This window comes from Burkholderia sp. A2, assembly GCF_001729305.1.
Lineage (GTDB): Bacteria > Pseudomonadota > Gammaproteobacteria > Burkholderiales > Burkholderiaceae > Burkholderia > Burkholderia sola.
On sequence record NZ_LZXX01000081.1, the window covers coordinates 206316 to 233261 of the forward strand.

Here is a 26946-nt window from a genome sequence, read left to right on the forward strand (position 1 = left end):
TGGACGGGGGTCTAGGGTTTTTCTTGGGAGCGGCGGGATTGCCCGGATGCGGCGCACACCTTTCGATTCCGCCATGGCTTTGCTGACGGATTTCCGACAGGTCGCCGGATCCGGTTGACCGGCCCTATGCTGGCAGTCGCCGGGCGATCGCGCGCGGCCCGCCTGTTGCCGTGCCGCCTCGTGTCCGGCCGTTGCGCGTCGCTGTAACGGACGCGCACGGACACGGCCGGCCGTCGCGATGTCCGTCTCCGGTCTTTCCGCCAAGGAACACCATGATGCTTGCCGCTTTCTTCGTCGTCGCCCTTGTCGTCCTCATCGTGCCCATGCAGCGCGGCGTGATGCGCGGCGCGGATGCGAAACTTCGCGCGCAATTCGATGCGGAAGGCCCGCGCGGCGACGCGTCGCGCCGGTTGATGCACGATGCGGGGTACCGCGTCTGAGTATCGACGTCGGGCGCAGGCCAGCCGAACTCGCGAGCCGGTACGGTGGCGATGCGGCGCGTTTAGCCCGCCGTCACCACTCGAACGAACGCCTGCGCGAGCACCGTCGGTTCGACCGGCAGCACCAGCGCGCACACCGATCTCGCATCCTCGTCCGAAATCGGCACGAACACGACGCCGTCGATCCCGATGCTCGCCATCCGCGCCGGCACGATCGCCACGCCCCGGCCGGCCGCGACGAGATTCAGCATCGACGTCTTCGGCGACACGATCCGCGCGGCCGCCGGCACGAAGCCGCGCTTCAGGCACAGATCGATCACGACGCGCGCGAGGCCGCCCCGCTCCCGATACACGGCCGATACGAACGGCTCGCGCCGCAACCGCGCGATCGCGACGCGCTTGCGGCCCGCGAGCGGATGATCGGCCGGCACCGCCACGCACAGGCGTTCGGCCGCCAGTTCGACGAAACGCACGCGTGCATCGCGCCGCAGCACCGGCAACCGGACGATCCCGACATCGGCCTGACCGTTCGCGATGTCCGTCACCTGATCCTCGGACGATGCGCGGTCGAGATCGATGCGCGCGCCCGGACAATCGCGCATGAAGCGGTCGAGATCCGGCATCAGGCTGCCGACGGGCACGGTACTGGAATGCAGCAGCCGCAGCACGCCGGCCTCCCCGCGCGACAACTGCGCACCTTCGTCGGCGGCCGCCGTCAGCGTGGCCGGGATCGACGCCACGCGTTCGCGGTAGAGCGCGCCGGCCGGCGTGAGCCGCACGCCTCTCGGCTCGCGGTCGAACAGCACGAACCCGAGTTCGTCCTCGAGCTGGCCGATCTGCCGGCTGAGCGCCGACTGCGCGACGTGGAGCGCACCCGCGGCCGGTGTGAAGCCGCCGAGGTCCGCCACGGTCAGGAAATACTGGATTTGTCGGAGTGATGGCATACCGAAACGAGATGGATGAGCGCCAGATTCGATATTTGCGTTATACCGGCGCGCTCCGCAGAATGAAAGCCTTCCGTGCCCGCATCACCGTTGCGGCCACGCTTTCGGAGCGTTCATCTTCGTGACTACCGTCCTGTCTTATTTGCTGGTCGTGGCGGCCGGCATCAGCGTTGCGTTGCAGCAGGTGCTCAACGCGAACCTGCGCGCGCAGATCGGTTCGCCGTGGTGGGCCGGGTCGGTCAGCTACGTCGTCGGCCTCGCCGCGATGCTGGCGGTCGCGCTGCTGTCGCCTCACCCGCGCGTGAGCGGCACGTTGTCCGGTGCGGGGTCGTGGTTCAGCTGGACGGGCGGATTCTTCGGCGCGGTATTCGTCGGCGTCGCGATCCTGATGGTGCCGCGATTGGGCGCGGCGACGACGCTCGCGCTGATCGTCGTCGGGCAGATGACCGGCGCGCTCGTGTTCGACCACTTCGGGGTGCTCGGCATCCCGCAGCATTCGGCGAGCGCGATCCGCATTGCCGGCGCGGCGTGCCTCATCGTCGGGGTCGTGCTGATCCGCGCGTGACGGCGGCGCGCGCGTGCGGGCCGGCGTATCGGCAACGCACGCACGTGCCGCGACGCTCACGCGTAGTTCATCATCACCGACTTGCTCTCCGTGTACTGGTCGATCACCGCGCGGCCGAGTTCGCGGCCGAAGCCCGACTGCTTCATCCCGCCGAACGGCAATGCGTTGTCGAGCAGCGAATGGCAGTTGACCCACACGGTGCCCGCGGCAATACGCGGGATCAGCTTGTGGATCGCCGCAAGATCGTTCGACCAGATGCTCGCGCCGAGGCCGTACGGCGTATCGTTCGCGAGCCGCACGGCCGTATCGACGTCGTCGAACGGCATCGCGACGAGCACCGGCCCGAAGATTTCCTCGCGCACCACGCGCATCGCCTGCGTCGTATCGACCAGCACCGTCGGTTCGACGAAGAAGCCGGGGCCATCGAGCGCGCGGCCGCCCGCCGCCGCACGCGCGCCCTCGCCGAACCCCGAGTCGATGTAACCGCACACGCGCTCGAGCTGCTTCGCCGACACGAGCGGGCCGATCTGCGTCGCCGGGTCCATCCCGGGGCCGATCTTCAGGCTCGCGGCAAGCTTCGCGACGCGCTCGATCACGCCGTCGAACACCTTCGAGTGGATGTACGCGCGCGAACCGGCCGTGCACACCTGCCCCTGGTTGAAGAAAATCGCGTTCGCGACGCCCTGCGCGGCCTTGTCGAGATCGACGTCGGGCAGCACGATCACTGGCGACTTGCCGCCGAGTTCCAGCGACATCCGCGTCATGTTGTCGAGCGCCGCGTGGCCGATCGTCTTGCCCGTCTGCGTCGACCCGGTGAACGCGATCTTGTCGATGCGCGGATCGCGCGACAACGCCGCGCCGGCCGTGTGACCGTAGCCGGTGACGATATTGACGACGCCGTCCGGGAACCCGGCCGCCTGGATCAGCTCGCCGAGCCGCAATACGCTCAGCGGCGTGTCTTCGGCAGGCTTCAGCACGACGGTGCAACCGGTCGCGAGCGCCGGCGCGATTTTCCACGCGGCCATGAGCAACGGAAAATTCCACGGAATGATCGCGCCGACCACGCCGACGGGTTCCTTGCGCGTATACGCGAAAATTTCGCTGCCCGGCAGGTACGGCATGCCGGCGTCGATCACGCTGCCTTCGATCTTCGTCGCCCAGCCGGCCATGTAGCGGAAACACTGCGCGGCCATCGCGACGTCGAGCGCCTGCGCGACAATCACCGGCTTGCCGTTGTCGAGCGATTCGATCTCGGCAAGCTCGCGCGCGTTGGCTTCGATCAGGTCGGCGAGCGCGAGCATCAGGCGCTCGCGCTCGGTGGTCTTCGCGTTGCGCCACGGACCCGCATCGAATGCATGGCGCGCGGCGGCAACCGCCTGCTGCACGTCGCGCTCGTCCGCTTCGGGCACGCGCGCGATCACGGTGCCGTCGGCCGGGTTCACGACATCGAGTTGGCGGCCCGACGCGGCGTCGCTCCACTCGGCGCCGATCAGCATCTTCTTCGGCTTCGCGAGAAACGCACGCGTTGCGTCGAGCAGCGCAAAGGTTTCGTTCGTCTCCATGTTCACGTTTCCTTGATTCGTTGAGTGAGTCGGTCAGTAGCGCTCCGTGACGCCGTCGATCCCGCGCGCCTGCAACGCGCGGACGAGACCGGCGCGCACGGTCGCGACGTCGGACAGCGCGGGGCGGCGGTGCGCGGCGACTTCGGCGGCCGTATACGGCTTGAAGTCGCGCGGCAACGCATCGCGGTTCATCGTCGTGAGCACCCAGTTCAGCACGTCAGCCAGCTCCCGATCCGACAGCGCCGAGTTCGACGCGCCGGGCACGCGCATCACGTACTCGCGTCCGGCTGGCAGATGCGTGAAATAGCCGAGCGAATTCGCGAGCGGTGGCACCTTGCCGGGAATGCCGCCGCCCGTCGCCGTATGGCAGCCCATGCAGTTGAGCACCCAGTGCTGCCGAGCGAGCGCGGTGTCGGCCGCGCCGTCGGCCTGTGCTGGCGTGGACGCGACGAACGCGCAGACCGCAGCGCCCGACAGCAGCAGCCAGCACGACACCCGATGCGCCACGCCGTCGAACCGCGACGGCGGCGCGCACCGCGTGCCCTGCAAGGACGCGCGGATGCCGTTCACAGGCCGAGCCCCTTGATCACCCCCGCGCGCTGCGCATGCACGGCCGTGCCGTCCATCTGCTTCGCGCGCGCCGCCCGGATATCGGCCGCGGTGAACGGCTTCGCGTCGCCGTGCTGCGCGTTGAGGTCGAACACGACGTAGTTGAGCACGTGTGCGATGTCGTCGTCGCTCGCGCTCGCGAACGACGGCATCTTGAAGTTGTAGCGCTTGTCGTGCACCTGGATCTCGCCGAACATCCCGTGCAGCAGCGTCGCGATCAGTTGCGCCCGCCCGGCTTCCGCCGTCGCGTACTTGCCCGGATACTCGGTCAGCGGCGGCGCAAGGCCGTCCTGCCCTTTTCCGCCCGCCTGGTGACACACCGCGCACTGTGCATCGAACAGGCCTTTTCCGGCCGGGTCATGCACGGTTTCCTGTGCGCGGGCCGCGCCGGGCAACGCGCAGGCCGCAACGGCCGCCATGCATGCAACGATGATCTTTCCTGCCTGCTTCACTTTCATTGCTTGGCCGCTCCGAGCAGAACCGAAACCGAACAGTGGTAATTCGAATTACCGTTCGCCATGCACCAGTTGATGTCGTTGTTCAGCGACAGCTTGTACAGCGGCTTCTCGCGTTCGTTGCGATTGCAGAAGCACTTGCCGCACGAAGTCTTGCCGCAGCAGTCGTTGTACGACACGATGTAGTCCGAACCGTCATGCGGATTGCGGCAGGTGCCGATCCACGTGATCGGCGACGGCGTCGTTCCCGGCGGGCAACTGCTCGACGTGCCGCCGCAGCAGCTGCAGAGCCAGCCGTCGATCGCGCAGTATTTCCAGTAGTCGCAGCTCGTCGGGTCGTCGCTCGCGCCCGCCGCGGCGGCGCCGGATGGGGCCGACGCCCCCGATGCCGCATCGGCCGCATACGCGGTGCGATCGACGGGCAGCAGCGGCAGCAGCGCCGACCCCACCAGCACCTTGCCGAGCTTCGCCATCGCGCTGCGCCGCGAACTGTGCTGCGCGACGCCGCGCGCCGACCGCTCGAACCATGAATCAAACACGCCCATGTCGTCGTTCTCCAATGACGTTGAAAAAGGTCCGGCCGGTCATGCGTGCCGCGCGTGCGCGTCGTGCGCGCCGTGGCCGTGATCGCCGTGCACGAACTGCTGCAGCGACGCGACGCCGCGCTCCTTCGCCTCGAACAGGCTCTCGAGATGCTCGCGCGTGTTGACGAGCCCCTTCGCGCGCACGGCGCCCGTTTCGTCGAGCAGCACCGCATACGGCAGCTTGCCGATCTGGTACGCGAGGCCGAGCTCCTGCGACAGCACGTACGGGAAACGCCCGAGGTCGTGCTTCTGCGCGAAGCGCGCGTGTTCGCCAAGCTCGCCGTCGCTCGCGAGCACGATGTTCACCGGCGTCGCCTCGCTGGCCTGCAGCGACGGCAGCAGCGGCAACAGCTTCTTGCAGACCGGGCACGTCGGCGACAGGAAGAACAGCAGCGTGGCCTTGCCCGCTGCATCGATGCCGCCGACCTTGACCTGCGCGCCGCGAATGTCGGTCAGTTCGAACGTCGGCGCGATCGCGCCGACCGCCGGCCCCTTGTCGATCATCAGCGCGCCAGCCGGCATGATGCGTTCGTACAGGATGCCGATCTGGCGCACCAGCGCGAGACAGATCGCGCCGAGCGCGAGGACGGCCACCCACAACAGGGCGGTGGAAACGGTAAGAGCGGTTTGCATCATGAATTCCTCAGATGAGAAAGGCGCGGGACGTTGGCGAGCAGCACGTCGACGGTGAGCAACGCGCAGACGATCAGCAGCACGGAGAAGGACAGCGTCAGGTAGTCGAACCACACGACGGCGCGCGTACCCGGTTCGACGAATGCGGTTGCAGCGAGCACGACGAGCAGCAGCACACGGCCGACGTGCAGCCAGCCGATGCCGTGCGGCGCGTCCGCACGGGCGGCGGTGAAGCCGGAACAGCCGCAGTCGATGTCGGTGTGGCCGCGCAGCAGGTTGATCGCGAGGCCGGCCGCGAACGCCAGGAGCAGCGCGATCAGCCCCGTCGCGCCGGCCGTGCGCGTGTCCGGAAACAGCAACGCCACGGCGGCGACGACTTCCGCGAGCGGAATCGCGAACGCGACGGGCGCGGTCAGCGCGTCGGGCAGCAGCCGATAGCCGGCGAGCGCCTGGCGGAACGCGGCGGGACGGCGCATCTTCGCGAAGGCGCCGAGCAGCACGACGGCGGCCGCGCCAGCCTGCGCGCTGGTGGCGAGTACGGGATCGACGGTCATCGCGGCCTCACGGGTTGACGAGCAGCGACGACGTATTGCCGATCTGCTTCTCGACGTGCCGCAGCGTGCCGGTGCGCGCATCCATCACGACGAGGTCGGAGGTCGCCGTCAGCCCGTAGAACAGCGGCTTGTCGTCTTCGCTGACCTGAATCGACACGAGCGGCTCGACCTTCTGTTGCGCGAGATCCCAGCGCGCGACGCGCTGCTTCGTCTTCAGGTCGTAGACCCACACCTGCGTGCCGGGATCCTTGTGCGAACCGTCGGCGCCCTTGTGCATCAGCACGTAGTAACGGTGCTGCTTCGCGTGCACGGCCGTCTGCTGCAGGCCGCCCGGACGCCAGCCTTCGGCGCACTCGGCGTCCGTCAGCAGCGGCCACGCCTTGCCGAACGCCGGCTTGTCGCCGCTGAAATCGGCGCTGCGCACGTTGCCGCCGTACGTGGTGAACAGATAGCCGCCGTTGTACCGCGATGCGTTCACGAACGCCGGATCCTTGTCGACGTCGATGAACGCGTCCGACATCGTGCGCTTCGTTTCCTTGCCGTTCGCATCGAGCGTGACGGTCAAGGCCTTGCCGCTTTCGCACAGCGCGGTGAAACGGTCGTTGCCCGACGGGTACGCGAGCACGCACGCGGCCATGTCGATCTCCGACAGCACCTGCTTCGAGACGGCGTCGATCACCGTCACCGATGCGGCCGGCGTGATGTTCGCGACGTACAGCCGCTTGCCGTCGGCACTGAACGCGGTGTTGTACGGCGACGGCACGTGCTGGCCGTGCTTCGCCGGAATCATGATCTCGCCCGCGTGATCGAGCGTCGTGTTGTCGATCATCTCGACGACGTCGGTGCGCGTGCCGTGCGAGCCGCGCGAGAAATAGGTCGTCGCGACGAAGCTCGTCTTGCGGTCGGGCGAGATCGCAAAGCCGGGGGCGAAGCCGCCGTCGATCTGGCCGAGCAGCTTGTTCGCATCCGCGTCGTACACGTAGATGCGCCCGTCGGTCATCGACGGCATCGAGATGTCGACGATATAGACCTCGTGCGGATGCCACGGCGGCATCTTCTGCACGACCAGCTCTTCGGGTTTTTCCGTCGCGCTCGCGCTGCCGGCCCATGCCGCCGCCAACGCCAGCGTCGCCGCGAGCGCCGCGGTTCGTCGCCTTGTCCTCATGCCGCCTCCAGTGGGGATTCACGTTATGTGGGGCGACTGTAGTTCGACAATAAATCCCGTCAGCACCCGGACCGGCAACGCGTACGTGCCGATTCGGGATATTGGAAATGCGTGTGAAAGCCTCGTCGCGCCGCCCCTTCCGACCCTCTGAAACCCGCGCCCGGAATAGCGCCGCCCCGTATTGCGCCGACTTCCCGGTCGGTTTAATCTTGCGCGGTCCGAACGATCGCCGGAGGCGCCGTGCTCGTGTTACATCAGAGGTTCGACGACGCAGACCGGCATGCGGAGGCGCTGCGCGGCTGGAATCAGCGTTACGACCAGATCGGGTCCGGCTCGTATCGCAGCGCGGTCAAACACGCGGTGTTCGACGGCGCGCAGCTGTTCCAGGAAGCGGCGAACGTGCGCATCGTCCAGCGCGGATGTTTGCCGCACGGCCATACGGTGTTCGGCATGCCGCTCACCGGCTCGGGCACCTTCGCGTTCGGCGATGCGCGCCTCGAGCGCGGCACGATCGTGATGGCGCGCGGCGGCACACCGTTCGAACTCCATTCGCCCGACGACATGTCGCTGATCGGCGTGGTCGTCGAACCCGAATTGATGCAGCAGATCGAAGATGCGGCCGACGTGCGGCTGGACGCCCGCGCGCTGCGGCGCGGCGTCGTCGAGGTGCCGGTCGCCGCGCGCGACCGCGCGAGCATGCAGCTCGCGACGCTGCTCGAACGCGTGCTGTCGGCGCCCGATGCCTTCGACGCGCCACCCGCGCAGCACGCGCTGCGCGCCGACGTCGGCAACGTGCTGGTCGATCTCCTCACGTACCGGATGCCCGAGCCGTCGAACCGGCTCACGCATGCCTGCCACGCCGACATCGTGCGCCGCGTGCACGACTACGTGATCGAGCATCCGGAAGCGCCCGTCGACATCCTGAGCCTGTGCACGCAACTACGCGTGAGCCGCCGCACGATGCAGAACAGCTTTCAGTCGGTCGTGCAGACGAGCCCGCTCAACTACACGCGCTCGCTGCGCCTCGCGCAGGTGCGACGCCTGCTGCTCGACACGCGGCAATCCGACCTGCCGATCAGCGAAGCGGCCGCGCGCTGGGGCTTCATGCATCTCGGGCATTTCGCGAACGCGTACAAGGCTCAATTCGGCGAATTGCCGTCGACGACGGCGCGACGGACGGTGCATCGTGCAAAAACGCGCTGAGCGCCGGAAAAACCCGCGATAATCCCGGCTTGAACGTTCGGCGCGCGTGCCGCGCCTGCCTCCACCCCACGCCCCGATGCCCGAGGATTTCCACTTCCTGCTGCTGCCCGGCTTCTCCGCGCTCGGCTTCATGTCCGCGGTCGAGCCGCTGCGCGTCGCGAACCGCTTTCGCACCGAGCTGTATCGCTGGCACGTGATCAGCGCGGACGGCGCGCCCGTGGCCGCGAGCAACGGCATTCCGGTCGCCGCCGAAGCCGCGTGCGCGGACGTCCCGCAGATCGATACGGTGTTCGTCGTCGCCGGCTTCGATCCGCTCGTGTGCTACACGCGCACGCTCGGCGACTGGCTGCGCCGCCAGCACCGGCACGGCGCCACGCTCGGCGGCATCGACACGGGCAGCTTCGTGCTCGCGGAGGCCGGGCTGTTCGACGCATCGCAATCGCTCACGCTGCACTGGGAAGCGCTGGCCGCGTTCCGCGAGCGCTATCCCGGCCTGAACGCGACACAGGAACTGTTCGAGATCGACGACCGGCGCATCACGTGCGCGGGTGGCACCGCGTCGATCGACATGATGCTCGACCTGATCGGCCGCCGGCACGGTGCCGATCTCGCGGCCGCGATTTCCGAGCAGTTCGTCGTCAGCCGCATCCGGCAGCGCTCGGACAGCCAGCGGCTCGAGATCGCCGCGCGCTACGGCGTGCACAACCGCAAGCTGATCCAGGTGATCGGCACGATGCAGCGGCACATGGAGAACCCGCTCGGCTCCGACGCGCTCGCGCAGGAGGTGTCGATCACGCGGCGCCAGCTCGAACGGCTGTTCAGCGCGACGCTGAACGACACGCCGACGCGCTTCTACCTGAACCTGCGCCTCGATCGCGCGCGCGAACTGCTGCAGCAGACCGACATGAGCATCACGTCGGTGTGCGTCGCATGCGGCTTCGAATCGCCGTCCCATTTCTCGCGCACCTATCGCGCCCGATTCGGGATGAGCCCGCGCAGCGACCGGCGCGCGACGCGCTGATCGTCCCGGTTTTTGATCACAATCGGGCGCGGTATTGCGCGTTCCGGCAGCGTTTCCTTCCGTTCGCTGAACAATGTCGACGACTGGTCGACGAACCGAAGCGGTCGTCGAAAATAATCTGGAATGTCGTTGAAAATATTCTGTAACATACCAAAAAAAGTTAGATAGGCAGCCTAACGACACGCATGCCGCATCTCGCGCGCGTCGCGCCACGCAGGCTGCCTGCCGATATCACGATCGATCCGAGGGGTATGACATGACGATGCTCGATTCGCCGTCGCCGCACCTGCCTGCCGTTCGCTTCTCCTCCGCCTCGCCTGCCCGCTTCTTTTCGACCTGACAGTTAGGTTTCCTTAGTCAGTCGAGCCCCCCAGCACCGCTTCGCCGCACCGGTTCCATCGAACCGGCGCGCGGGCCGTGTCGTGCCTGCTCGCCACGAGCGCGCGGGCGTGTCCAACCGTTGAGATGAGGATCACGTATGCAGACATCACGCAAAGCATTGCCGCTCGCCCTGGGTCTCGTGCTCGGTTTCGGCATCGTCGGCGGCACCCAGGCCGATACGAAAGTGTCGAATCCGCAGGCCGCGAGCCTGCGCGAAAGCCTGACGCGCGGCGTCGCGCCGCCGGCCGCGAAGGCCGACACGGCCGCCGGGCAATTCCGTGCGGACGGCGTCGCCGTCACGCTGTACAACCCGGCCTATCGCGCCAAAAAGGCCGCCGCGACGCCCGCCGCGACCGCGCGCGACTTCGTCGCGTCGCAGGCGGCGCAGCTCGGGCTCGACGCGGCCGCGCTCGCGAGCCTCGTCGTCACGTCGGAGCGCAACGACGCCGACTTCACCGTCGTGCGCCTGCAGCAGCAGGCCGCCGGGCTGCCCGTGTACGGCAGCGACATCGCGGTGACCGTCGCGAAGGACGGCCGCATCCTGTACGTCGCGAGCAACACGATCAACGGCGTGGTCGCGACGACGCGCAAGTCGCAGGCCGTCGACCAGCAGCAGGCGCTCGAACGCGCTCGTGCGTATCTCGGCGTGAGCGGCTTCACGCATCTCGACGCGCAGCTCGTCGCATTCGTCGACAAGGCCGGCACGCACACCGCGTGGAAGGTGCGCGGCCGCCCGCAGGATGGCCCGAAAGGCGACTGGGAACTGCTGATCGACTCGGGCAGCGGCGAAGTGCTGCGCGCGGAGGACAAGGCGTTCTACGCGACCGACGGCACCGGCTTCGTGTTCCGTCCCGATCCGCTGTCGCCGACGAAAAGCAGCTACGGCAGCACCGGCTACAAGGACAGCAACGACGCCGATTCGACACAGCTCACGGCGGCGCGCGTACGCGTGACGCTGAAGGATCTCGCGCAGTCGGGCACGCGCTACACGCTGACGGGCCCGTACGCGGCGTGCATCGACTTCGATGCGCCGCTCGACAAGGCCTGCCCGTCGCAGTCCACGCCCGCGTTCGAATTCACGCGCGGCAACCTGTATTTCGAGGCCGTGAACGTGTATTACCACATCGACACGTTCCTGCGGTACGTGAACCAGACGCTCGGCATCAAGGCGTTGCCGTACCAGTACACGGGCGGCGTGCAGTACGACCCGCACGGCGAATCGGGCGACGACAACTCGTCGTATTCGTCGAGCAGCGGCCGGCTGACGTTCGGGCAGGGCGGCGTCGACGACGCGGAAGACGCGGACGTCGTGATCCACGAACTCGGCCACGGCATCCACGACTGGGTCACCAACGGCGGCCTGTCGCAACAGGAAGGCTTGTCGGAAGGCACCGGCGACTATCTCGCCGCCGCGTACAGCCGCGACTTCAACCAGTGGAGCCCGTCGGATGCGCAGTATCACTGGGTCTACAACTGGGACGGTCACAACGAGTTCTGGGGCGGCCGCGTGACCAACTGGAACGTCGGCCGCACCTATGCGCAGGCGCGCGGCGCGGAGATCCACACGGCCGGCCAGTACTGGGCGTCGTGCAACCTCGTCGCGCGCGATGCGATCGGCGCGCAGGCGATGGACAAGGCGTTCCTGAAAGGGCTGTCGATGACCAACAGCTCGACCAACCAGAAGGCTGCCGCGCAGGCCGTGCTGACGGCCGCATCCGCGCTCGGCTACAGCAGCGCGCAGCTCACCGCGATCGGCAACGCGTACAACAAGAGCTGCACGTACGGCGTGACCGTTCCGCAGAAGTCGTAATCCCGCAGCAGGCGGGAGCGCATCGCACGACCTGCGGCGCGCTCCCTTCATCGACATCGCCATCCTCACGAGATCGAACATGCCTACTCTGAAACCGACCCGTCTGAGCGCCGCGCTGGGCGGCATGCTGCTGACCGCCGCCGCGCACGCGACACCCGTCTGGATCACGCTCGGCGACACCGCGTTCCGCCAGCTTCAACGCATCGATGCGACCGCAACCTCGCAGTACAGCACGAGCGTCGATGCCGGCAAGGCGGCCGACGGCGCCGCGCGCCGCGAAACCGTTCACGTCGTCGAGATCGACGATGCGCGGCTCGGCGAGCTGGCCCGCGCCGTTCATCGCACGCGCGGCCACGGGCCCGGCTACGTCGTGCACGATTCGTTCGACGACGCGCGACAGGCGCTGCAACCGTTGCCGGCGACGCTCGCAAAACAGGCCGCCGCCTCCGCGTACACGGTATCGAACGTGCCGCAGATCGGCACGTGGGTCCAGCAACTGCAAGCCAGCAACATCGTCGGCACGATCACGTCGCTGTCCGGCTTCACGAACCGCTACTACACGACGTCGCACGGCGTCGCCGCGTCCGACTGGCTCGCACTGCAGTGGAAGCAGCTGGCAGGCTCACGCACCGACATCACCGTCGAACAGTTCTCGCACACGGGCTTTCCGCAGAAATCGGTGATCCTGACGATTCGCGGCAGCGATCCGGCCGCGGGCACGGTCGTGCTCGGCGGCCACCTCGATTCGACCGTCGGCCGCACGACGGAAAACACGCGCTCGCCCGGCGCCGACGACGATGCGTCGGGCATCGCCAGCCTGACCGAGGCGCTGCGCGTACTGCTGGCGAACAACTACCGGCCGAAACGGACCATCAAGTTCGTCGGGTATGCGGCCGAGGAAGCCGGCCTGCTCGGCTCGAAGGCGATCGCGAAGCAGTTCCGCACGCAGAATGCGAACGTGGTCGGCGTGCTGCAGCTCGACATGACGAACTACAAGGGCGATCCGAAGGATATCTACCTGATCACCGACTACACGAACGCGGCGCAGAACACCTATGTGAAGAATCTGGCGTCGACCTATCTGCCTGAGCTCGCGATCGGCACGTCGCAGTGCGGCTATGCGTGCTCGGATCACGCGTCGTGGAATGCGCAGGGGTATCCGGCATCGTTCCCGTTCGAGGCCGACCAGAACGACAGCCCGTACATCCACACGGTGAACGACACGCTGGAGAACTCGGATCGACAGGCGAACCATGCGCTGAAGTTCGGCAAGCTGGCACTGGCCTATGCGGTCGATCTCGGCGGCATTGCCGGCGCGACGGTCAAGCGCTGAGCGTGCTTCGTCGAGCGGCTTTCGCGTTCGGCAACGAGACGGGCGTCCACTCGCGTGGGTGCGCCCGTTCGAATGCCTTTCGTCCGTCCGGCTAGAATCGCCGTTCGATCACTCACCACACGCTTGCCCACCATGACCGAACCCACCCGCTCCATCGACGATCTGTCGCCCGCCCGCGTCACGACCGCCTTCGACCTGCCCGGCCATACGACCGTTCGCTCGCTCGGCGTCGCGCAGGGCATCGTCGTACGCTCGCGCTCGATCGTCGGCTCGTTCGGCGCGTCGCTGCAGACGATCTTCGGCGGCAACATCACGCTCTATACGTCGCTGTGCGAGAAGGCGCGCGAGCAGGCGTTCGACAAGATGCTCGCCGAGGCGCGCACGCTCGGCGCGAACGCGATCGTCGCGATGCGCTACGACTCCACCGAGATCGGCGCCGGCGTGACCGAAGTCATCTGCTACGGCACGGCCGTGCGCGTGACACAGGATGCATGACGTGTGACGCGCGTCACCCGTCGCGTTCGAGCGACTTCATGTTCGTGAGCTGCGGAAACAGCCGCATCCATGCGAGCGCGACGGCGATCGTCGCCGCGCCGCCGACGACGATCGCGGCCGGCGCGCCCCACCACGCGGCCGTCACGCCCGATTCGAATTCGCCGAGCTGGTTCGACGTGCCGATGAACAGCGAGTTGACCGCGCTCACGCGACCGAGCATGTCGTCGGGCGTGCGCAGTTGCACGAGCGACAGGCGCACGACGACGCTGATCACGTCCGACGCGCCGAGCGCAGCCAGCGCCACGAGCGACAACGCGAAATGCCGCGACAACCCGAACACGATCGTCGCGATGCCGAACGCGATCACGCCGCCGAACATCGCGCGGCCCGGCCGCCCCTTCAACGGGAAACGCGTGAGCCACAGCGTGCCCGCGAGTGCGCCGACCGCCGGCGCCGCGCGCAACGCGCCGAGGCCCCATGGGCCGACCTGCAGGATGTCGCGCGCGTAGATCGGCAGCAGCGCGGTCGCGCCACCGAACAGCACCGCGAACAGATCGAGCGACAGCGCGCCGAGAATCGCCGGTTCGCGCCGGATGAACGCGATGCCCGAAAACACCGAGCGCAGCGTCACCGGCTCGCGAGCGGGCGGTGCGCTGCGCAGCGGGATCGTGCCGCTCAGCATCGCCGCGATCGCGAATGCCGCGATGCTCGTGCCGAACGCGACGGGCGCGCCGACACCATAGAGCAACCCGCCGAACGCGGGCCCGAGGATCTGCGCGGCCTGGTTCGCGGACGTCGACAGTGCGGTCGCACGCGGCAGGTCGGTGCGCGGTACGACCGCCGGCAACAACGACGACACCGACGGCGACTCGAACGCGCGCGCCGTGCCGACGACCGCCGCGAGCGCATACACGGCCGGCGCGGCCAGCCACCCTTGGGCCGCGCCGAGCAGGAACACGCCGGCGGCCAGTGCCTCGACGCTCTGGCAGATCGTCGCGATGCGCCGGCGGTCGTAGCGGTCGGCCACCTGCCCGACGACGAGCGTCAGCGCGAACATCGGCACGAACTGCGCGAGGCCGACGAGACCGAGCGCGAACGCGCTGTGCGTGAGCGCGTACACATACCAGCCGATCGCGACCGACAGGATCTGGAAAGCCAGCGACGACATCACGCGCGTGCCCCAGAAACGCTGGAACGGCGCGTGGCGGAACAGGTTGGCGGGTAGCGGGGGTAAAGGACTGGAATCGGGCACGGGGGTGGTCATCGGGATCTCGGCGGCTGGCGCTGCGCACCGCGACCGTTCGGGAAACGACGACACACGCGAGTGCGTGCGCGCGGCAACGGTGCGGACGCGGCCAAACCGCGATGATATGCCAACCGCGGAAAACCGGCCGGCCGCCGGCCACGCGCCCCGTCGAGCCGGCGCATCGCACAAAAAAAAGCGCGAACCGCGGTTCGCGCCAAAGAGAGACCTCGCTGAAGACGTCACTACATCGACTGCACCTGCTCGCTCAGAACGAATGCCGCATCCCGATCCGAACGTCGGCCTGCGTCTGCGTCGTCGAAGGCGTAAAGCTGTAGCCGATCACCGCATCGACGCCCTGCGACGCGCGCAGGTAATCGCCGGAGATGTAGATGTCGGTGCGCTTCGACAGCAGGTAGTGCAGGCCCGCCGTGCCCTGGTTCCAGTGGTGGCCTTCGAAGCGCGTGTGCTGGTAGCCCGCGATGAAGCTCAGCGCCGGCGTGAACTGGTACAGGCCGCCGCCTTCGTACACCTGCATGTGCGACGACTGGCCGAAGCCCTTGATCGTCGTGTACGAGTAGTTGGCGTCGAGCGTCAGCTTGCCGATCGTGTAGCTCGTGCCGATGCCGAACGTGCCCTGGCTGTCGACACCCATCGGCGTGTTCGCGAACAGGTCGGTACGCGCGCCGGTCGCCGGATCGACGGTAACGGTCTGCTGGCCGAGGAACGTGTGCGTGCCGATCATCGCGTACGGGTCGAACGCGTAGATGCCGTTCGGGTTGTTCAGGCGCGTGTAGGCGGTGCCGATCGAGAAATCGCCCTTCGTGAAGCTCGCGCCCGCGCTCCATGCACTGTTGCGATGGAAGTTGCCCGCGACGTTGCCGAACGAGTACATCGCGCCGAACTTGAAGCCGCTCATGTCGTTCGACAGGAACTTCACCGAGTTCGGCAGGCGGTCACCGTTGAAGCGGTCGAAGTCGCCCTGGTGGATCGCATAACCGCTGCCCCACGCCGAGATGTTGTAGATCGATACGAGTTCGTTCGTGATGTCGAGCTGGTTACCGAACGACAGCGTGCCCCAGTCGTTCTGCAGGCCGACATACGCCTGCCGGCCGAATTCGGCGCCGCCGAAGCCGAGTTGCCCGTTGCCGAGACGGAAACCGCTCTCGAGCACGAACACGGCCTTCAGGCCGCCGCCGAGGTCTTCCGTGCCCTTGAGGCCGAAGCGGTTTCCGTAGGCGACGCCGTCGTCGAACTTGACCACGTGCGAGCCGCCCGTGTTGTTCACGTAGGTGATACCGGCGTCGAGAATCCCGTACAGCGTCACGCTGCTCTGCGCATGGCCGATGGCGGGAATACAGGCCGCGCATGCAAGCGCGGCAGCTACGGCAACTTTCGTGTGCTTCATTGTCGACCACCCTCCCTGAACCGTTCGATGGATAGAATCTCGTCCCGGCGCGTGCCGCGGTGCGCCGGTGGATTCGAATTCAGACCGCCCCGCTGGCTCCGGTATTTCGTTTTCCGCAATAACGCAGCCATTGGCGAAAAATACAAACCCATATTTCCGGTCACCCGTCTGAAGGCGACACTAAATGGTCACGATGCGACGGGTCGGGAAAACACCGAGACGGGCGGCACGGCAAAGACCGGCCGCCCGGCGGGAGGCAATCAGCGACCGTCGAGGGCCGCGCGCACGGCCGGCAGGCCCGGTGCGCCGGTGGCCGTCGTCACGCCGTCGAGCCAGCCGGCGACCAGCGCGGGCTCGGCCTTCAGCGCATGCTGCGCCGCGAGCGCGGGCGACGTCTTGTGGTCGAGCATGTCGGCGATCATCCGGTTCTCGACGTCGACGGAGAACGTCATCTGCCGGAACAGCCGCGCGAGATTCGTGCACTGGCCGGCGAACCCGGCACGCGTGACCGTGTTGACCGTCGCACCGCCGTAGTTCGGGCCGAAGTATGCATCGCCGCCCGACAGATACGTCAGATGAAACTTCGTGTTCATCAGATGCGGCTCCCACGCGAGAAACACGATCCAGCGCTTGTCGCGCACCGCGCGCTCGACCTGCGTAAGCATGCCCGTCTCGCTCGATTCGACGAGCGACCAGTTCGCGGACCCCAGCGCATGGTCGGACAGCATCCGCTTGATGTTCTGGTTCGCGGGCGCGCCGGGCTCGATCCCGTAGATCTTGCCGCCGAAGCGGTCCGCGAAGCGCGCCAGATCGGCGAACGTATGCACGCCGGCCGCGGCCACATAGTCGGGCACCGCGAGCGTGAACTTCGCGCCGCTCAGGTTCGCGTGCAGCACGTCGATCGATTTCTCGTCGACGAACGGCTTCACGAGCGGCGCCTGCGCGGGCATCCAGTTGCCGAGGAACACGTCGACCTGCCCTTTCTTCAAGCCCTGGTACGTGATCGGCACCGACAGGTTCGCCACGTCCTGCCGGTAGCCGAGCGCCTTCAGCACGACGCCCGCCATCGCGTTCGTCGCGTCGATGTCGGTCCAGCCGGGCGCCGCCATCTTCACGTCGCCGCACGTCTGCGGATCGGCGGCAGACGCAGGCTGCGTCGCCACCACGCACGCGGCGGCCAACGCCGCGCCGATCCTTCGGATTGCTGCATTGCCTTGCCGTTTCATGGTTCGTTTCCTCCGTCGTTCTTCAATGACCGCGATGCGGAACGTTCAGCGCCCGACGCGCGGAAAACGCGCCATCGCTTCGAGCGTATCGAGTTCGATGTGATTGCGCATGTAGCGCTGGCTCGCGTCGGTGAACGGCTGCCAGTCCCACGCGTGAATGCGGCCCTGCGTCGTCGCCGCGTAATGGAAGCGCCGGCGCCGCTGGCTCGCGCGCACCTGCCGGTCCAGCTCGGGCAGGTTCCAGCGCTGCGCGGCCTGCGCGCGGAATGCGGCGAGCACGTCGGCGGCTTCCGGCTGCCCGGCCAGGTTCGTCAGCTCGCGCGGGTCGTCCGACAGGTGGTAAAGCTGGTCGGGATCGGCCGGGCAATGCACGTATTTCCAGTCGCCGCGCCGGATCATCACGATCGGCGCGAGCGCGCCTTCCGCGAGGTATTCGCCGAGCGCGACATCGTGCGCGGGCGCGCCGTGCAGGTGCGGCACGAGGCTCGCGCCGTCGACCGGGTCCGGCCAGCCGCCGGCCGGCGCCACGCCGGCCAGTTCGACGAGCGTCGGCAGCAGGTCGACGTGCGACACGGGCCCGCGCACGCGCGCGGCGCCGAAGCGGCCCGGTGCATGCACTATCAGCGGCACGCGGCAGCCGCCCTCGAAGAACGTCATCTTGTACCAGAGCCCGCGCTCGCCGAGCATGTCGCCGTGGTCGGACGTGACGATCACGATCGTATCGTCGGCGAACCCGCATTGCTCGAGCGCGGCCAGCACGCTGCCGAACTGCGTGTCCACGTACGACGTCGCGCCGTAATACGCGCGGCGCGCGGCGCGGATCTGCGCGTCGGTCGGCGGTGTGCGGTCGTTCTCGCAGACGAAACGCAGCCGCTGCGAATGCGGATCGCTTTCGGCCGCATCGAGCCGCACGGCCGGCATGTCGATCTCGTCATCGTCGTAGCGATCCCAGTATTCGCGCGTGATCGCATACGGGTCGTGCGGATGCGTCAGCGACACGACCATGCAGAACGGCCGCGCATCGTGTCCGGCCGCGCGTTCGCGTGCGACGTCGTACAGCTTCTGCTTCGCGGCGAACGTCACTTCGTCGTCGAAGTCGAGCTGGTTCGTGCGCACGCACGGGCCCGCATCGAGCACGGAGCTCATGTTGTGATACCAGCTCGGCCGCTCCATCGGGCTGTCCCAGTCGGGCACCCAGCCGAAATCGGCCGGATAGATGTCGGTCGTGAGGCGCTCCTCGAAGCCGTGCAACTGATCGGGCCCGCAGAAATGCATCTTGCCGGACAGCATCGTCCGGTAGCCGCCCGCGCGCAGGTAATGCGCGAACGTCAGCGTTTGCGCCGGCAATTCGGCGGCGTTATCGTAGGCGCCGATGCCCGACGGCAGCTTGCCTGTCAGCAGCGAGAAGCGCGACGGCGCGCACAGCGGGCTCGCGCAGTACGCGGCGTCGAACACCACGCCTTCGGCGGCGAGCCGGTCGAGCGTCGGCGTGCGGGCGACGCGGTTGCCGTACGCGGGCAGCGCGAACGGCGTGAGCTGGTCGGCCATCAGGATCAGGATGTTGGGTGTCGGGTTCGTCATCGGCGATCGTGGGGAAAGCGGTGTTCGAATGGAACGGCTCGCCGCTCGGGCAGCGAGACGTCCGGCATGACGGAGGCGATCCGCAGAAACCGCCGCGCGCCGGGGCCGCGCTGGCTAGAATCGCGGCATACGTTGCGCAGCCGCACATGAAGCGCATCTGCCGCACCGTCCGCCGCACTATCGCCCGCCCGAATTCGCGCGGGTAGCCGTCCGGTCCTTATGGGGCCATTAGAGGGACTTATGTCGAAATCCGAACCGTTACCGTCGATGCAGGCGCTGCGCGCGTTCGAATCGGCCGCCCGGCTCGCGAGCTTCACGGCCGCCGCGCGCGAGCTCGGCTCGACGCAGCCGGCCGTGAGCCAGCAGGTGTTCCAGCTCGAAGCCGAACTCGGCGTGCCACTGTTCGAACGCAGCCCGCGCGGCGTCACGCTGACGGCCGACGGCCAGTGCCTGTACGAAGCCGTGCGGCTGAGCCTCGACACGCTGCGCGGCGCGACCGCGACGCTGCGTGCGCGCCGCGAGCACGGCGCGCTCACGATCGTCACCGATTTCGGTTTCGCAACCTACTGGCTGATGCCGCGCCTCGGCGGGCTGAAGCACGTGATGCCGGACGTCGACGTGCGCGTCGTCACGTCACAGGATTACGACGCGCAGCGCGACCACGGTGACATCGCGATCCTGTTCGGCGACGGCCACTGGCCGTCGTGCACGGCCGCGCGGCTGTTTCCGGAATCCGTCACGCCCGTCTGCTCGCCCGCGTTTCGCGACGCGCACCCGGACGTCGCGCGGGCCGACCACCTGCTCGCGCTGCCGCTGCTGCACGTGCAGCCGACCCGCCCCGAGCGCTGGCTGTCGTGGTCAGGCTGGTTCGACGCACACGGGCTCGAACCGCCGGCCGCCGCCCGCGGCGTGACCTTCAACAGCTATGCGCTCGTGATTCATGCGGCGCTGCTCGGCGAAGGCGTCGCGCTCGGTTGGGCGCCGCTCGTCGACGAACTCGTCGCGTCCGGCCAGCTCGTGAAGCTGGTCGACGCGCCCGTCGTCACGTCGCGCGGCTACTTCCTGGTGCGCCCGCCGCAGCGGCCCGAGCCGGACGCGACCCACGTGTTCCGGCGCTGGCTGCTGGACGCGTGCGCGGCGGCCTGACGCGGCGCGCCCGCCCGTTCCCCTTCCCCGCTCCCGGCCCCGCTGGCGCGCCGATACCAGCCACACGGCGCGTTGGTTCTATCCGCCCCGGAATCGTCCTGATTTACTTGAGCCTCCCGCTACCCGCGCGGCGCGGCGCTGTCGTGCGCCGTCGCGCGGCCATGCGCCCCCATGCCATCCGAGGAGTCTCATGACCGCCGAGCACCGCCCCGATCAATTCGTCCTGACACTATCGTGCCCGAGCGCGGCCGGTCAGGTCGCCGCCGTCGTCGGCTTTCTCGATCGCCATCGCTGCTACGTCGATGCGCTGAACGTGTTCGACGACGATCTCAGCAACCGCTTCTTCGTGCGCTGCGTCTTTCATCCGACGGATGAGACGCTGCAGATCGACGCGCTGCGCCAGGAATTCGGGCCGATCGCGGCCGGACTTGGCGGCCACGACGGCGACATCCAATGGGCGATCCACGACGTCAACGCGCGGCCGAAGGTGCTGATCATGGTGTCGAAGCTCGAGCACTGCCTCGCGGATCTGCTGTTCCGCTGGCGGATGGGCGAGCTGAAGATGGACATCGTCGGCATCGTGTCGAACCACCCCGACTTCGAGCCGCTCGCCGCACAGCACGGGCTGCCTTTCCGCCACTTCCCGATCACGGCCGACACCAAGGCGCAGCAGGAAGCGCAATGGCTCGACTTCTTCGAATCGAGCGGCGCCGAGCTCGTGATCCTCGCGCGCTACATGCAGGTGCTGTCGCAGGAGACGAGCGCGAAGCTCGCGAACCGCGCGATCAACATCCATCACTCGTTCCTGCCCGGCTTCAAGGGTGCGAAGCCGTATCACCAGGCCCATGCGCGCGGCGTGAAGCTGATCGGCGCGACCGCACACTTCGTCACCGACGATCTCGACGAAGGCCCGATCATCGAGCAGGTCGTCGAGCGTGTCGATCATGCGCTGCGGCCGGAGCAACTGCTCGCGGTGGGGCGCGACGTCGAAAGCCTCACGCTCGCGCGTGCGGTGAAGGCGTTCATCGAGCGACGGGTGTTCTTGAACGGGGATCGGACGGTGGTGTTCCCGTAACCCGATCATCGCAGCCGCGCTCGAACGCGGTGTAAACGAACAAGGCCCAACCGGCATGCAACCGGTTGGGCCTTTTTTGTCGTCGTGTTGCGCCGGCGCTTCACGCGATGGCCCCGTGTGCGGTTTCCGAAGCCATCGCGTGCCGCGACACGCGCGCATTACCGCGTCACTTCATCCACGCGAAGTAGTACGACAACCCGATCGTCAACCCCGCACCGATCAGCGCCGCATACGGCATCAGGCTCAGCCACAGCGCGCGCTTCGGCACTTCCAGCTCCATGTCGCGCTGCATCTGCGCCGGGAAACGGCCGCGATCCTGCCAGTAGTGGCGATAGAGGAACACCGGCACGATCAGCAGCATCGCGATCAGCCCGTTGCGCAGCGTGCCTTCGCCTTGCAGGTTCGCGCCCGCGCCGACGTAGACGAGGTTTGCGTACCCGCAGATCGCGCCACCGACGAGCAGCCAGGTCGGGCAGCGGAACGGCCGATCCCAGTTGCCGCGATCCATCCGGTGGATCCAGCCCGACTGAAGATTCAGGAATACGAACAGCATGTAGCAGACGTTCGAAATCGACAGCACCGTCATGTAGTCCGACATCATCAGCAACACGAGGTTGAAACCGAGGTCGGTCCACATCGCGCGCGTGGGCGAGCCGTGCTCGTTCACGTGCGACAGGTACTTCGGCAGCCATCCGTCGACCGACGCCTGGTACAGCGTGCGCGACGAGCCCATCATCGACGTCATCACGATCAGCAGGATCGACAGCATCAGCATCACGACGACCGCATTCGCGACCCATGCGCCACCACCGACGATCTTCGCCATCGCGGCCGCGACGCCGGTGCCGTCGCCGATCGCCGGATCGAGCATCGCCTGCGTGCCGAGCGCACCCTGGAACGCGAGCGGGACGAGCGTCATCACGACGAGACACAGCGCACCCGACCAGAAGATCGCCTTGGCCGTATCGCGCCGCGGATCGCGAAATTCACGCGTGTAGCAGACGGCCGTCTCGAAACCGTACGACGCCCAGCCGGCCATGAACATCGCGCCGAGCGCCATCGTCACGCCTTGCCCGTTCCACGAGCCGAAGGTCGCGGCCGTGAGATTGCCCTGCGCGTCGTGACCGAGCGGCAGCAACGGGAGCAGGTTCGACATCGGCACGTCGCCGGTGACGAACGGCACGATGCCGACGATCAAGAGCGGCGTGAGCGACGCAATGCCGAGAATGCGCTGCGTACGTGCGGCCTTCGACGCGCCGCTGTGCTGAAGCTTGAACGTGATGAGAAGCAGAATCGTCGCGATGATGAACGTCGCGTTGATTCGCAGGGATAGACCCGGCTTGATGAACCCGAGATCCGCTACCTTGAGCTGCCAGTGCAGCACCGCCGCATTGGCGGGAAAGAGACTCGTGAGCGCATAGCTCGCTGCGAGGCCGCAGCCGAGCGCAAGCATCGGCGACCACGCGAGCCAGTTGCACCACACGGAAACCGGGGCAATCAGCTTGCTGTAACGGACCCAGCCAATCGCGCCATACACCGACGCGCCGCCCGATTTATGGGGAAATAGCCCGGATATTTCCGCATAAGTCGCGCTTTGAATCAGCCCCATCGTGATCGCGGCGATCCAGATCGCCCACGCGGGCTGGCCGATCGTCGCGCATACGCCGCCGATCGTGAACAGCACACCTGCCGGCACGCCGCTCGTCACCCAAAAAGCGTCTTTCCAGGTCAGGCCACGATGCAGCGTGTGGCCCGTCGAATCATGTGAGATGGTTGCCTCGACATCACTGGTGCGATTCGCACGCAGTCCTGCTTGACTCATCCAATTCCTCCTCTCGATCAACGTAAGCGCTTCAGCGTTTACGCTGCTCCGATGCAAAGCAGATGATTCCGCACAAGGGCGCTAGTGTAACAACTTACGCGCTTTTTTGCAGAATCCGCAAAAGAATTCCGGGATATGGCCGCATTGCATCCTGATTATTTCGGATTCCTGCATGCCATTCCCGGCGTATTTTTATGACGATTCGTACGACGTATGTCGAGGTGCTTACTGCGCGCCTTCGGTCCACGAATTCACGCGGTCGGCATGCGCTGCAATCCACGCATCCGCGGCCGCTTCCGGCTTCGAACCGTTCTGGATCGCCAGCATCACGCTGTCGATTTCACCCGGCTTCCACTGGAATTTCTTCAGGAACGCGACGACCGGCTTCGCCTTGGTTTCGAGGCCCGGATTCACGACGCTGTCGACGTGCTCGGCACCGCCGAACACCTTCTTCGGATCCTCGAGGAAGCGCAGCTTCCACTTCGCGAACATCCAGTGCGGCGCCCAGCCGGTCACGATCACCGGCTTGTTCGCGCCGACCGAACGCGACAACTCGGCCGTCATCGCGCTGCCCGAACTCGGCATCAGCGTGTAGCTCAGCCCGTAGTTCTTGATCGCTTCGTCGGTCTTGCGCATCACGCCCGCACCGGCATCGATGCCGACGATGCGGCCGCCGAAGCTGCTCTTCTCGGCGTTCAGATCCTCGATGCTCTTCGCCTTCACGTAATCCGGGACGATCAGGCCGATCTTCGCGTCGGGAAAGTTCGCGCCGACGTCGACGACCTTGCTCTTGTATTCGCTCCAGTACGAGCCGTGCGTGACCGGCAGCCATGCGGACAGCGTCGCATCGAGATCGCCGCGCGCGACGCCCTGCCACATGATCCCGGCAGCGACCGGCACGAGCTTCACCTCGTAGCCGAGCTTCTTCTCGATCACGCGGGCCGCGACGTTCGACGTCGCGACGCTGTCGTCCCAGCCTTCGACGTACCCGATTTTCAGCGTCGGCTTCGTATCGGCGAGCGCCGATGCGCTCAATGCCACCATCGCCGACAGGGTGCCGGTCCAAAACAGTTTTCCGAACAATTTCATGGTCGATCTCCTTGGTCTGCGCACCGTGCGCGTTGTCTCTCTAGGTTCTTCAACCACAAATCCGCGGTATCGTTGTTTTCCGACAGATGCTTGTCCGGACGCGACGCGCCCGGACCGTCGATGGTGCATCTCGACTACTTGTCGATCACGAGATCCGACAGCGGCTTGCTGCAGCACAGCAGCACCATTCCCTGATCGATCTCGCGCTGGCGGATACCGCCGTTGTGCTTCATCTCGACCTGCCCCGACACGAGCTTCACCTTGCAGGTGCCGCACATGCCCTGCGTGCACGATGCGGGCAGCCGCACGCCCGACTGGCGCGCCGCGTCGAGCACGTGCTGCTCCGAGCCGCACGCGATCTCGCGGTTGCTCTTCGCGAAGCTGACCGTGTACTGCTTCGTCGCGGCGTCGCCGCCTTCCGCCGGCGGCACGAGTTCGGCGAGCACTTCGTCGCTCGCGGTCTGCGCGAGCGTTTCGAACGAGAAGCTTTCCTCGTGATACTGCTTGCGATCGAAACCGGCTTCGTCGAGCAGGTCGCGCACGGCCTTCATGTACGGCGCGGGGCCGCACGTGAAGATCTCGCGCTCCATGAAATCCGGCGCGATCAGCTTCAGCAGCGGCAGCGTCAGGAAGCCCGTGACGCCCGGCCAGTTGGTCCGTGCGCCGACGCGCTCGACGACGAACGACGTGCGGAAATTCGTGTGATTCGACGCGATCAGGTCGAGCTCGCGCGCGAAGATGATGTCGTCCGGCGTGCGCGCGCTGTGCACGAACAGGATGTCGCGATCTTCCGCGAGATCATGGTGCGCGCGGCTCATCGACATCAGCGGCGTGATGCCCGAGCCGGCCGACAGGAACAGGTACTTGCGCGCCGGATGGCGCGCGCACGTGAATTCGCCGGCGGGGCCGAGCACGCGCACCGATGCGCCCGGCTGCAGATTGTCGTGCAGCCAGTTCGACACCTTGCCGCCCGGCACGCGCTTCACCGTGATCGAAATCGTGTGCGGCCGCGCCGGCGACGACGAAATCGTGTAGCAGCGGTTGATCGTCTCGCCGTCGATGTCGAGCTCGAGCGTGATGAACTGCCCGGGCTCGAACGAGAACGTGCGGCCCTGCGGTGAACGGAAGAAGAAGCTCTTCACGTCGTGCGTTTCCTGCCGCACGTGGCAGCACACCAGCGTTTCCTCGACGTCGCTCGTCCAGCGCTCGGGCAGCGCGTTCCAGAAGGCCGGGTGCGTCACCCGGCTGTCCGCCGGCTCGAAATTGGCCGCATCTCGCATCATTTCTAACTCCGCTTGCTGTTCCGCTGACGACTACGCGCCGGTTTGTTCGGCGAGCCGGCCGATGTACCAGGCCGAGAATTTTTCGACGAGGCCTTCCGTGTACGGCGAATACGGGCCCGGCTCGTACGCGCTGCTGGTCGCGCCGCGCTGCGAGAATTCGACGAGCGCGCGATCCTGGTCGTTGGTCGCGTTCCACACGGCCGTCAGGTTCTTCACGTCGTAGTCGATGCCTTCCTTCGCGTCCTTGTGCACGAGCCACTTCGTGCGCACGAGCGTCTTGCCGGCCGACAGCGGGATCACCGAGAACGTCACGATGTGATCGCTCATGAAGTGGTGCCACGAGTTCGGCTGGGTCCAGAACGACAGCCCGCCGAGGTCGGCCTTGTCGAAGCCGCCGAGCAGCTTCTTCGACGCGATCTTCGCGTCGAGCGTCTGCGATTCGCCGTGACGGTCGAGCGGCAGGCGCTGCGTGCGGAAACCCGTCACGTCGAGCAGCTTTTCGATTTCGGCGGACGGCAGGCCCATCTCGGCCCACTCCTTGCCGCGCCGCACGCACGTTTCAGCGAATGCGTCCATGCCTTCGGCGTTCGCGTCGGAGCGCTGGTAGCCGAAGCCGTATTCGTACAGCGAGATCGTCAGCTCCGGATGGTTCGCGACGCAGTGATAGCACTCGCGGTTGTTCTCCATCGTGAGCTTCCAGTTGCCTTCCTCGATGATGTCGATCTGCGCGGCGATCTTCGTGCTCGGCAGATCGTGCGGCAGCAGGTACGGCTCCATCTCCGCGCGCATCTGCGCGAAATCGACCGGCGGCTCGTCGGCAAGGCAAATGAAGATCAGGCCCGCGAGGTTCTCGACGTGCACCGACTTCAGGCTGTGCTTGCAACGGTCGAACTTCTCGCCCATGTGCTCGGCGAACATCAGCTGGCCCGTCAGGTTGTACGTCCAGCTGTGGTACGGGCACACGATGTTGCCGACCGAGCCCTTGTCTTCGTTGCACAGGCGCGCGCCGCGGTGACGGCACACGTTGTGGAACGCGCGAATCGCCATGTCGTCGTCGCGCACGATCAGGATCGAATCGCTGCCGAGTTCCACGGTCACGTAATCGCCCGGCTCGGGAATGTCCGGTTCGACCGCCACCTGGATCCAGTGCTGGCGGAAAATCGCCTCCATGTCGAGCGCGAAGATGTCCTCGCTCGTGTAGAACGGCGCTTCGAGGCTGTAGCCTGCCTTGCGGCGTTCGATCAATGCACGAATGTCTGCCGATACTTTCATCGTTTGCTCCGGATTCCTTGCATCCCTGGGTTTCTTGCCGACAGGCA

The 26946-nt window shown here is 66.8% G+C and carries 25 protein-coding genes; 9 read left to right on the plus strand and 16 right to left on the minus strand.

What is annotated here, in order from left to right:
* The first annotated feature begins 272 nt into the window (after positions 1–272).
* The gene (locus A9Z05_RS36835; RefSeq protein WP_176730163.1) at positions 273–440 is read left to right on the plus strand and encodes a hypothetical protein; all 168 of its coding nucleotides are present in this window, start codon (positions 273–275) and stop codon (positions 438–440) included.
* 62 nt (positions 441–502) lie between these two features.
* On the opposite strand, the gene A9Z05_RS06835 is transcribed toward A9Z05_RS36835, so the two are convergent.
* Entirely contained in the window at positions 503–1384 is an 882-nt protein-coding gene (locus A9Z05_RS06835; protein ID WP_069617413.1) for a LysR family transcriptional regulator, read from the minus strand.
* 121 nt (positions 1385–1505) lie between these two features.
* On the opposite strand from A9Z05_RS06835, the gene A9Z05_RS06840 reads away from it, so the two are divergent.
* Positions 1506–1949: a DMT family transporter gene (locus tag A9Z05_RS06840; RefSeq protein WP_069617414.1), complete on the plus strand. Its 444-nt coding sequence runs from the start codon at positions 1506–1508 to the stop codon at positions 1947–1949.
* A 56-nt stretch (positions 1950–2005) separates the two neighbouring features.
* Here A9Z05_RS06840 and A9Z05_RS06845 read toward each other — a convergent pair whose 3' ends face one another.
* From A9Z05_RS06845 to A9Z05_RS06875, 7 genes are read right to left on the minus strand one after another with little or no spacing between them, the layout of a single operon-like run.
* Positions 2006–3511: an aldehyde dehydrogenase family protein gene (locus tag A9Z05_RS06845; protein WP_069617415.1), complete on the minus strand. Its 1506-nt coding sequence runs from the start codon at positions 3509–3511 to the stop codon at positions 2006–2008.
* 33 nt (positions 3512–3544) lie between these two features.
* On the minus strand, positions 3545–4081 hold the full coding sequence (locus A9Z05_RS06850) for a cytochrome c (protein ID WP_069617416.1): 537 nt from the start codon (positions 4079–4081) through the stop codon (positions 3545–3547).
* Complete coding sequence (locus A9Z05_RS06855) at positions 4078–4578, minus strand: cytochrome c (RefSeq protein WP_069617417.1); 501 nt, start codon at positions 4576–4578, stop codon at positions 4078–4080. Before A9Z05_RS06855 ends, A9Z05_RS06850 begins: the two co-directional genes overlap by 4 nt.
* On the minus strand, positions 4575–5120 hold the full coding sequence (locus A9Z05_RS06860; protein ID WP_069617494.1) for a methylamine dehydrogenase light chain: 546 nt from the start codon (positions 5118–5120) through the stop codon (positions 4575–4577). Before A9Z05_RS06860 ends, A9Z05_RS06855 begins: the two co-directional genes overlap by 4 nt.
* A 39-nt stretch (positions 5121–5159) precedes the next feature.
* A complete protein-coding gene (gene mauD / locus A9Z05_RS06865) occupies positions 5160–5795 on the minus strand; it encodes a methylamine dehydrogenase accessory protein MauD (RefSeq protein ID WP_069617418.1) in 636 nt (211 codons plus the stop codon).
* Positions 5792–6346, minus strand: a complete 555-nt coding sequence (locus A9Z05_RS06870) for a MauE/DoxX family redox-associated membrane protein (protein WP_069617419.1) — start codon at positions 6344–6346, stop codon at positions 5792–5794. Before A9Z05_RS06870 ends, mauD begins: the two co-directional genes overlap by 4 nt.
* 7 nt (positions 6347–6353) lie before the next feature.
* Entirely contained in the window at positions 6354–7511 is a 1158-nt protein-coding gene (locus A9Z05_RS06875) for an amine dehydrogenase large subunit (protein WP_069617420.1), read from the minus strand.
* A 240-nt stretch (positions 7512–7751) separates the two neighbouring features.
* Here A9Z05_RS06875 and A9Z05_RS06880 point away from each other — a divergent pair, with 240 nt between their 5' ends.
* From A9Z05_RS06880 to A9Z05_RS06900, 5 genes are all read left to right on the plus strand, one after another.
* Positions 7752–8714 (plus strand): helix-turn-helix domain-containing protein, encoded by a 963-nt coding sequence (locus tag A9Z05_RS06880; RefSeq protein ID WP_069617421.1) that lies wholly within the window; start codon positions 7752–7754, stop codon positions 8712–8714.
* 76 nt (positions 8715–8790) lie between these two features.
* Entirely contained in the window at positions 8791–9735 is a 945-nt protein-coding gene (locus A9Z05_RS06885; RefSeq protein WP_069617422.1) for a GlxA family transcriptional regulator, read from the plus strand.
* A 478-nt stretch (positions 9736–10213) separates the two neighbouring features.
* Complete coding sequence (locus tag A9Z05_RS06890; protein ID WP_069617423.1) at positions 10214–11926, plus strand: M36 family metallopeptidase; 1713 nt, start codon at positions 10214–10216, stop codon at positions 11924–11926.
* A 79-nt stretch (positions 11927–12005) separates the two neighbouring features.
* The gene (locus A9Z05_RS06895) at positions 12006–13259 is read left to right on the plus strand and encodes a M20/M25/M40 family metallo-hydrolase (protein ID WP_069617424.1); all 1254 of its coding nucleotides are present in this window, start codon (positions 12006–12008) and stop codon (positions 13257–13259) included.
* A gap of 132 nt (positions 13260–13391) precedes the next feature.
* The gene (locus tag A9Z05_RS06900) at positions 13392–13754 is read left to right on the plus strand and encodes a YbjQ family protein (RefSeq protein WP_069617425.1); all 363 of its coding nucleotides are present in this window, start codon (positions 13392–13394) and stop codon (positions 13752–13754) included.
* A 13-nt stretch (positions 13755–13767) separates the two neighbouring features.
* On the opposite strand, the gene A9Z05_RS06905 is transcribed toward A9Z05_RS06900, so the two are convergent.
* From A9Z05_RS06905 to betC, 4 genes are all read right to left on the minus strand, one after another.
* On the minus strand, positions 13768–15243 hold the full coding sequence (locus A9Z05_RS06905) for an MFS transporter (RefSeq protein ID WP_371090693.1): 1476 nt from the start codon (positions 15241–15243) through the stop codon (positions 13768–13770).
* Between the two features lie 22 nt (positions 15244–15265).
* On the minus strand, positions 15266–16405 hold the full coding sequence (locus A9Z05_RS06910) for a porin (protein WP_069617427.1): 1140 nt from the start codon (positions 16403–16405) through the stop codon (positions 15266–15268).
* A 260-nt stretch (positions 16406–16665) separates the two neighbouring features.
* Positions 16666–17631 carry a choline ABC transporter substrate-binding protein gene (choX, locus tag A9Z05_RS06915; RefSeq protein WP_069617428.1) on the minus strand — a complete coding sequence of 322 codons (966 nt, stop codon included), beginning with the start codon at positions 17629–17631 and terminating at the stop codon, positions 16666–16668.
* A 45-nt stretch (positions 17632–17676) separates the two neighbouring features.
* Positions 17677–19212 (minus strand): choline-sulfatase, encoded by a 1536-nt coding sequence (gene betC / locus A9Z05_RS06920; protein ID WP_069617429.1) that lies wholly within the window; start codon positions 19210–19212, stop codon positions 17677–17679.
* 240 nt (positions 19213–19452) lie between these two features.
* Between betC and A9Z05_RS06925 the strand changes: the two genes are divergently transcribed.
* Both A9Z05_RS06925 and purU read left to right on the plus strand, forming a co-directional pair.
* Positions 19453–20358, plus strand: coding sequence for a LysR family transcriptional regulator (locus A9Z05_RS06925; protein WP_069617430.1), 906 nt, complete (start codon positions 19453–19455; stop codon positions 20356–20358).
* 190 nt (positions 20359–20548) lie between these two features.
* A complete protein-coding gene (gene purU / locus A9Z05_RS06930; RefSeq protein ID WP_069617431.1) occupies positions 20549–21433 on the plus strand; it encodes a formyltetrahydrofolate deformylase in 885 nt (294 codons plus the stop codon).
* Between the two features lie 166 nt (positions 21434–21599).
* On the opposite strand, the gene A9Z05_RS06935 is transcribed toward purU, so the two are convergent.
* The 4 genes from A9Z05_RS06935 to A9Z05_RS06950 all read right to left on the minus strand — a co-directional run bounded on the left by A9Z05_RS06935 (position 21600) and on the right by A9Z05_RS06950 (position 26899).
* Positions 21600–23255: an APC family permease gene (locus A9Z05_RS06935; RefSeq protein ID WP_069617432.1), complete on the minus strand. Its 1656-nt coding sequence runs from the start codon at positions 23253–23255 to the stop codon at positions 21600–21602.
* Between the two features lie 225 nt (positions 23256–23480).
* On the minus strand, positions 23481–24344 hold the full coding sequence (locus A9Z05_RS06940; RefSeq protein WP_069617433.1) for a glycine betaine ABC transporter substrate-binding protein: 864 nt from the start codon (positions 24342–24344) through the stop codon (positions 23481–23483).
* Between the two features lie 134 nt (positions 24345–24478).
* Positions 24479–25627: a hybrid-cluster NAD(P)-dependent oxidoreductase gene (locus A9Z05_RS06945; protein WP_069617434.1), complete on the minus strand. Its 1149-nt coding sequence runs from the start codon at positions 25625–25627 to the stop codon at positions 24479–24481.
* A gap of 30 nt (positions 25628–25657) precedes the next feature.
* Positions 25658–26899, minus strand: a complete 1242-nt coding sequence (locus A9Z05_RS06950) for an SRPBCC family protein (protein ID WP_069617435.1) — start codon at positions 26897–26899, stop codon at positions 25658–25660.
* Between the last annotated feature and the right edge of the window lie 47 nt (positions 26900–26946).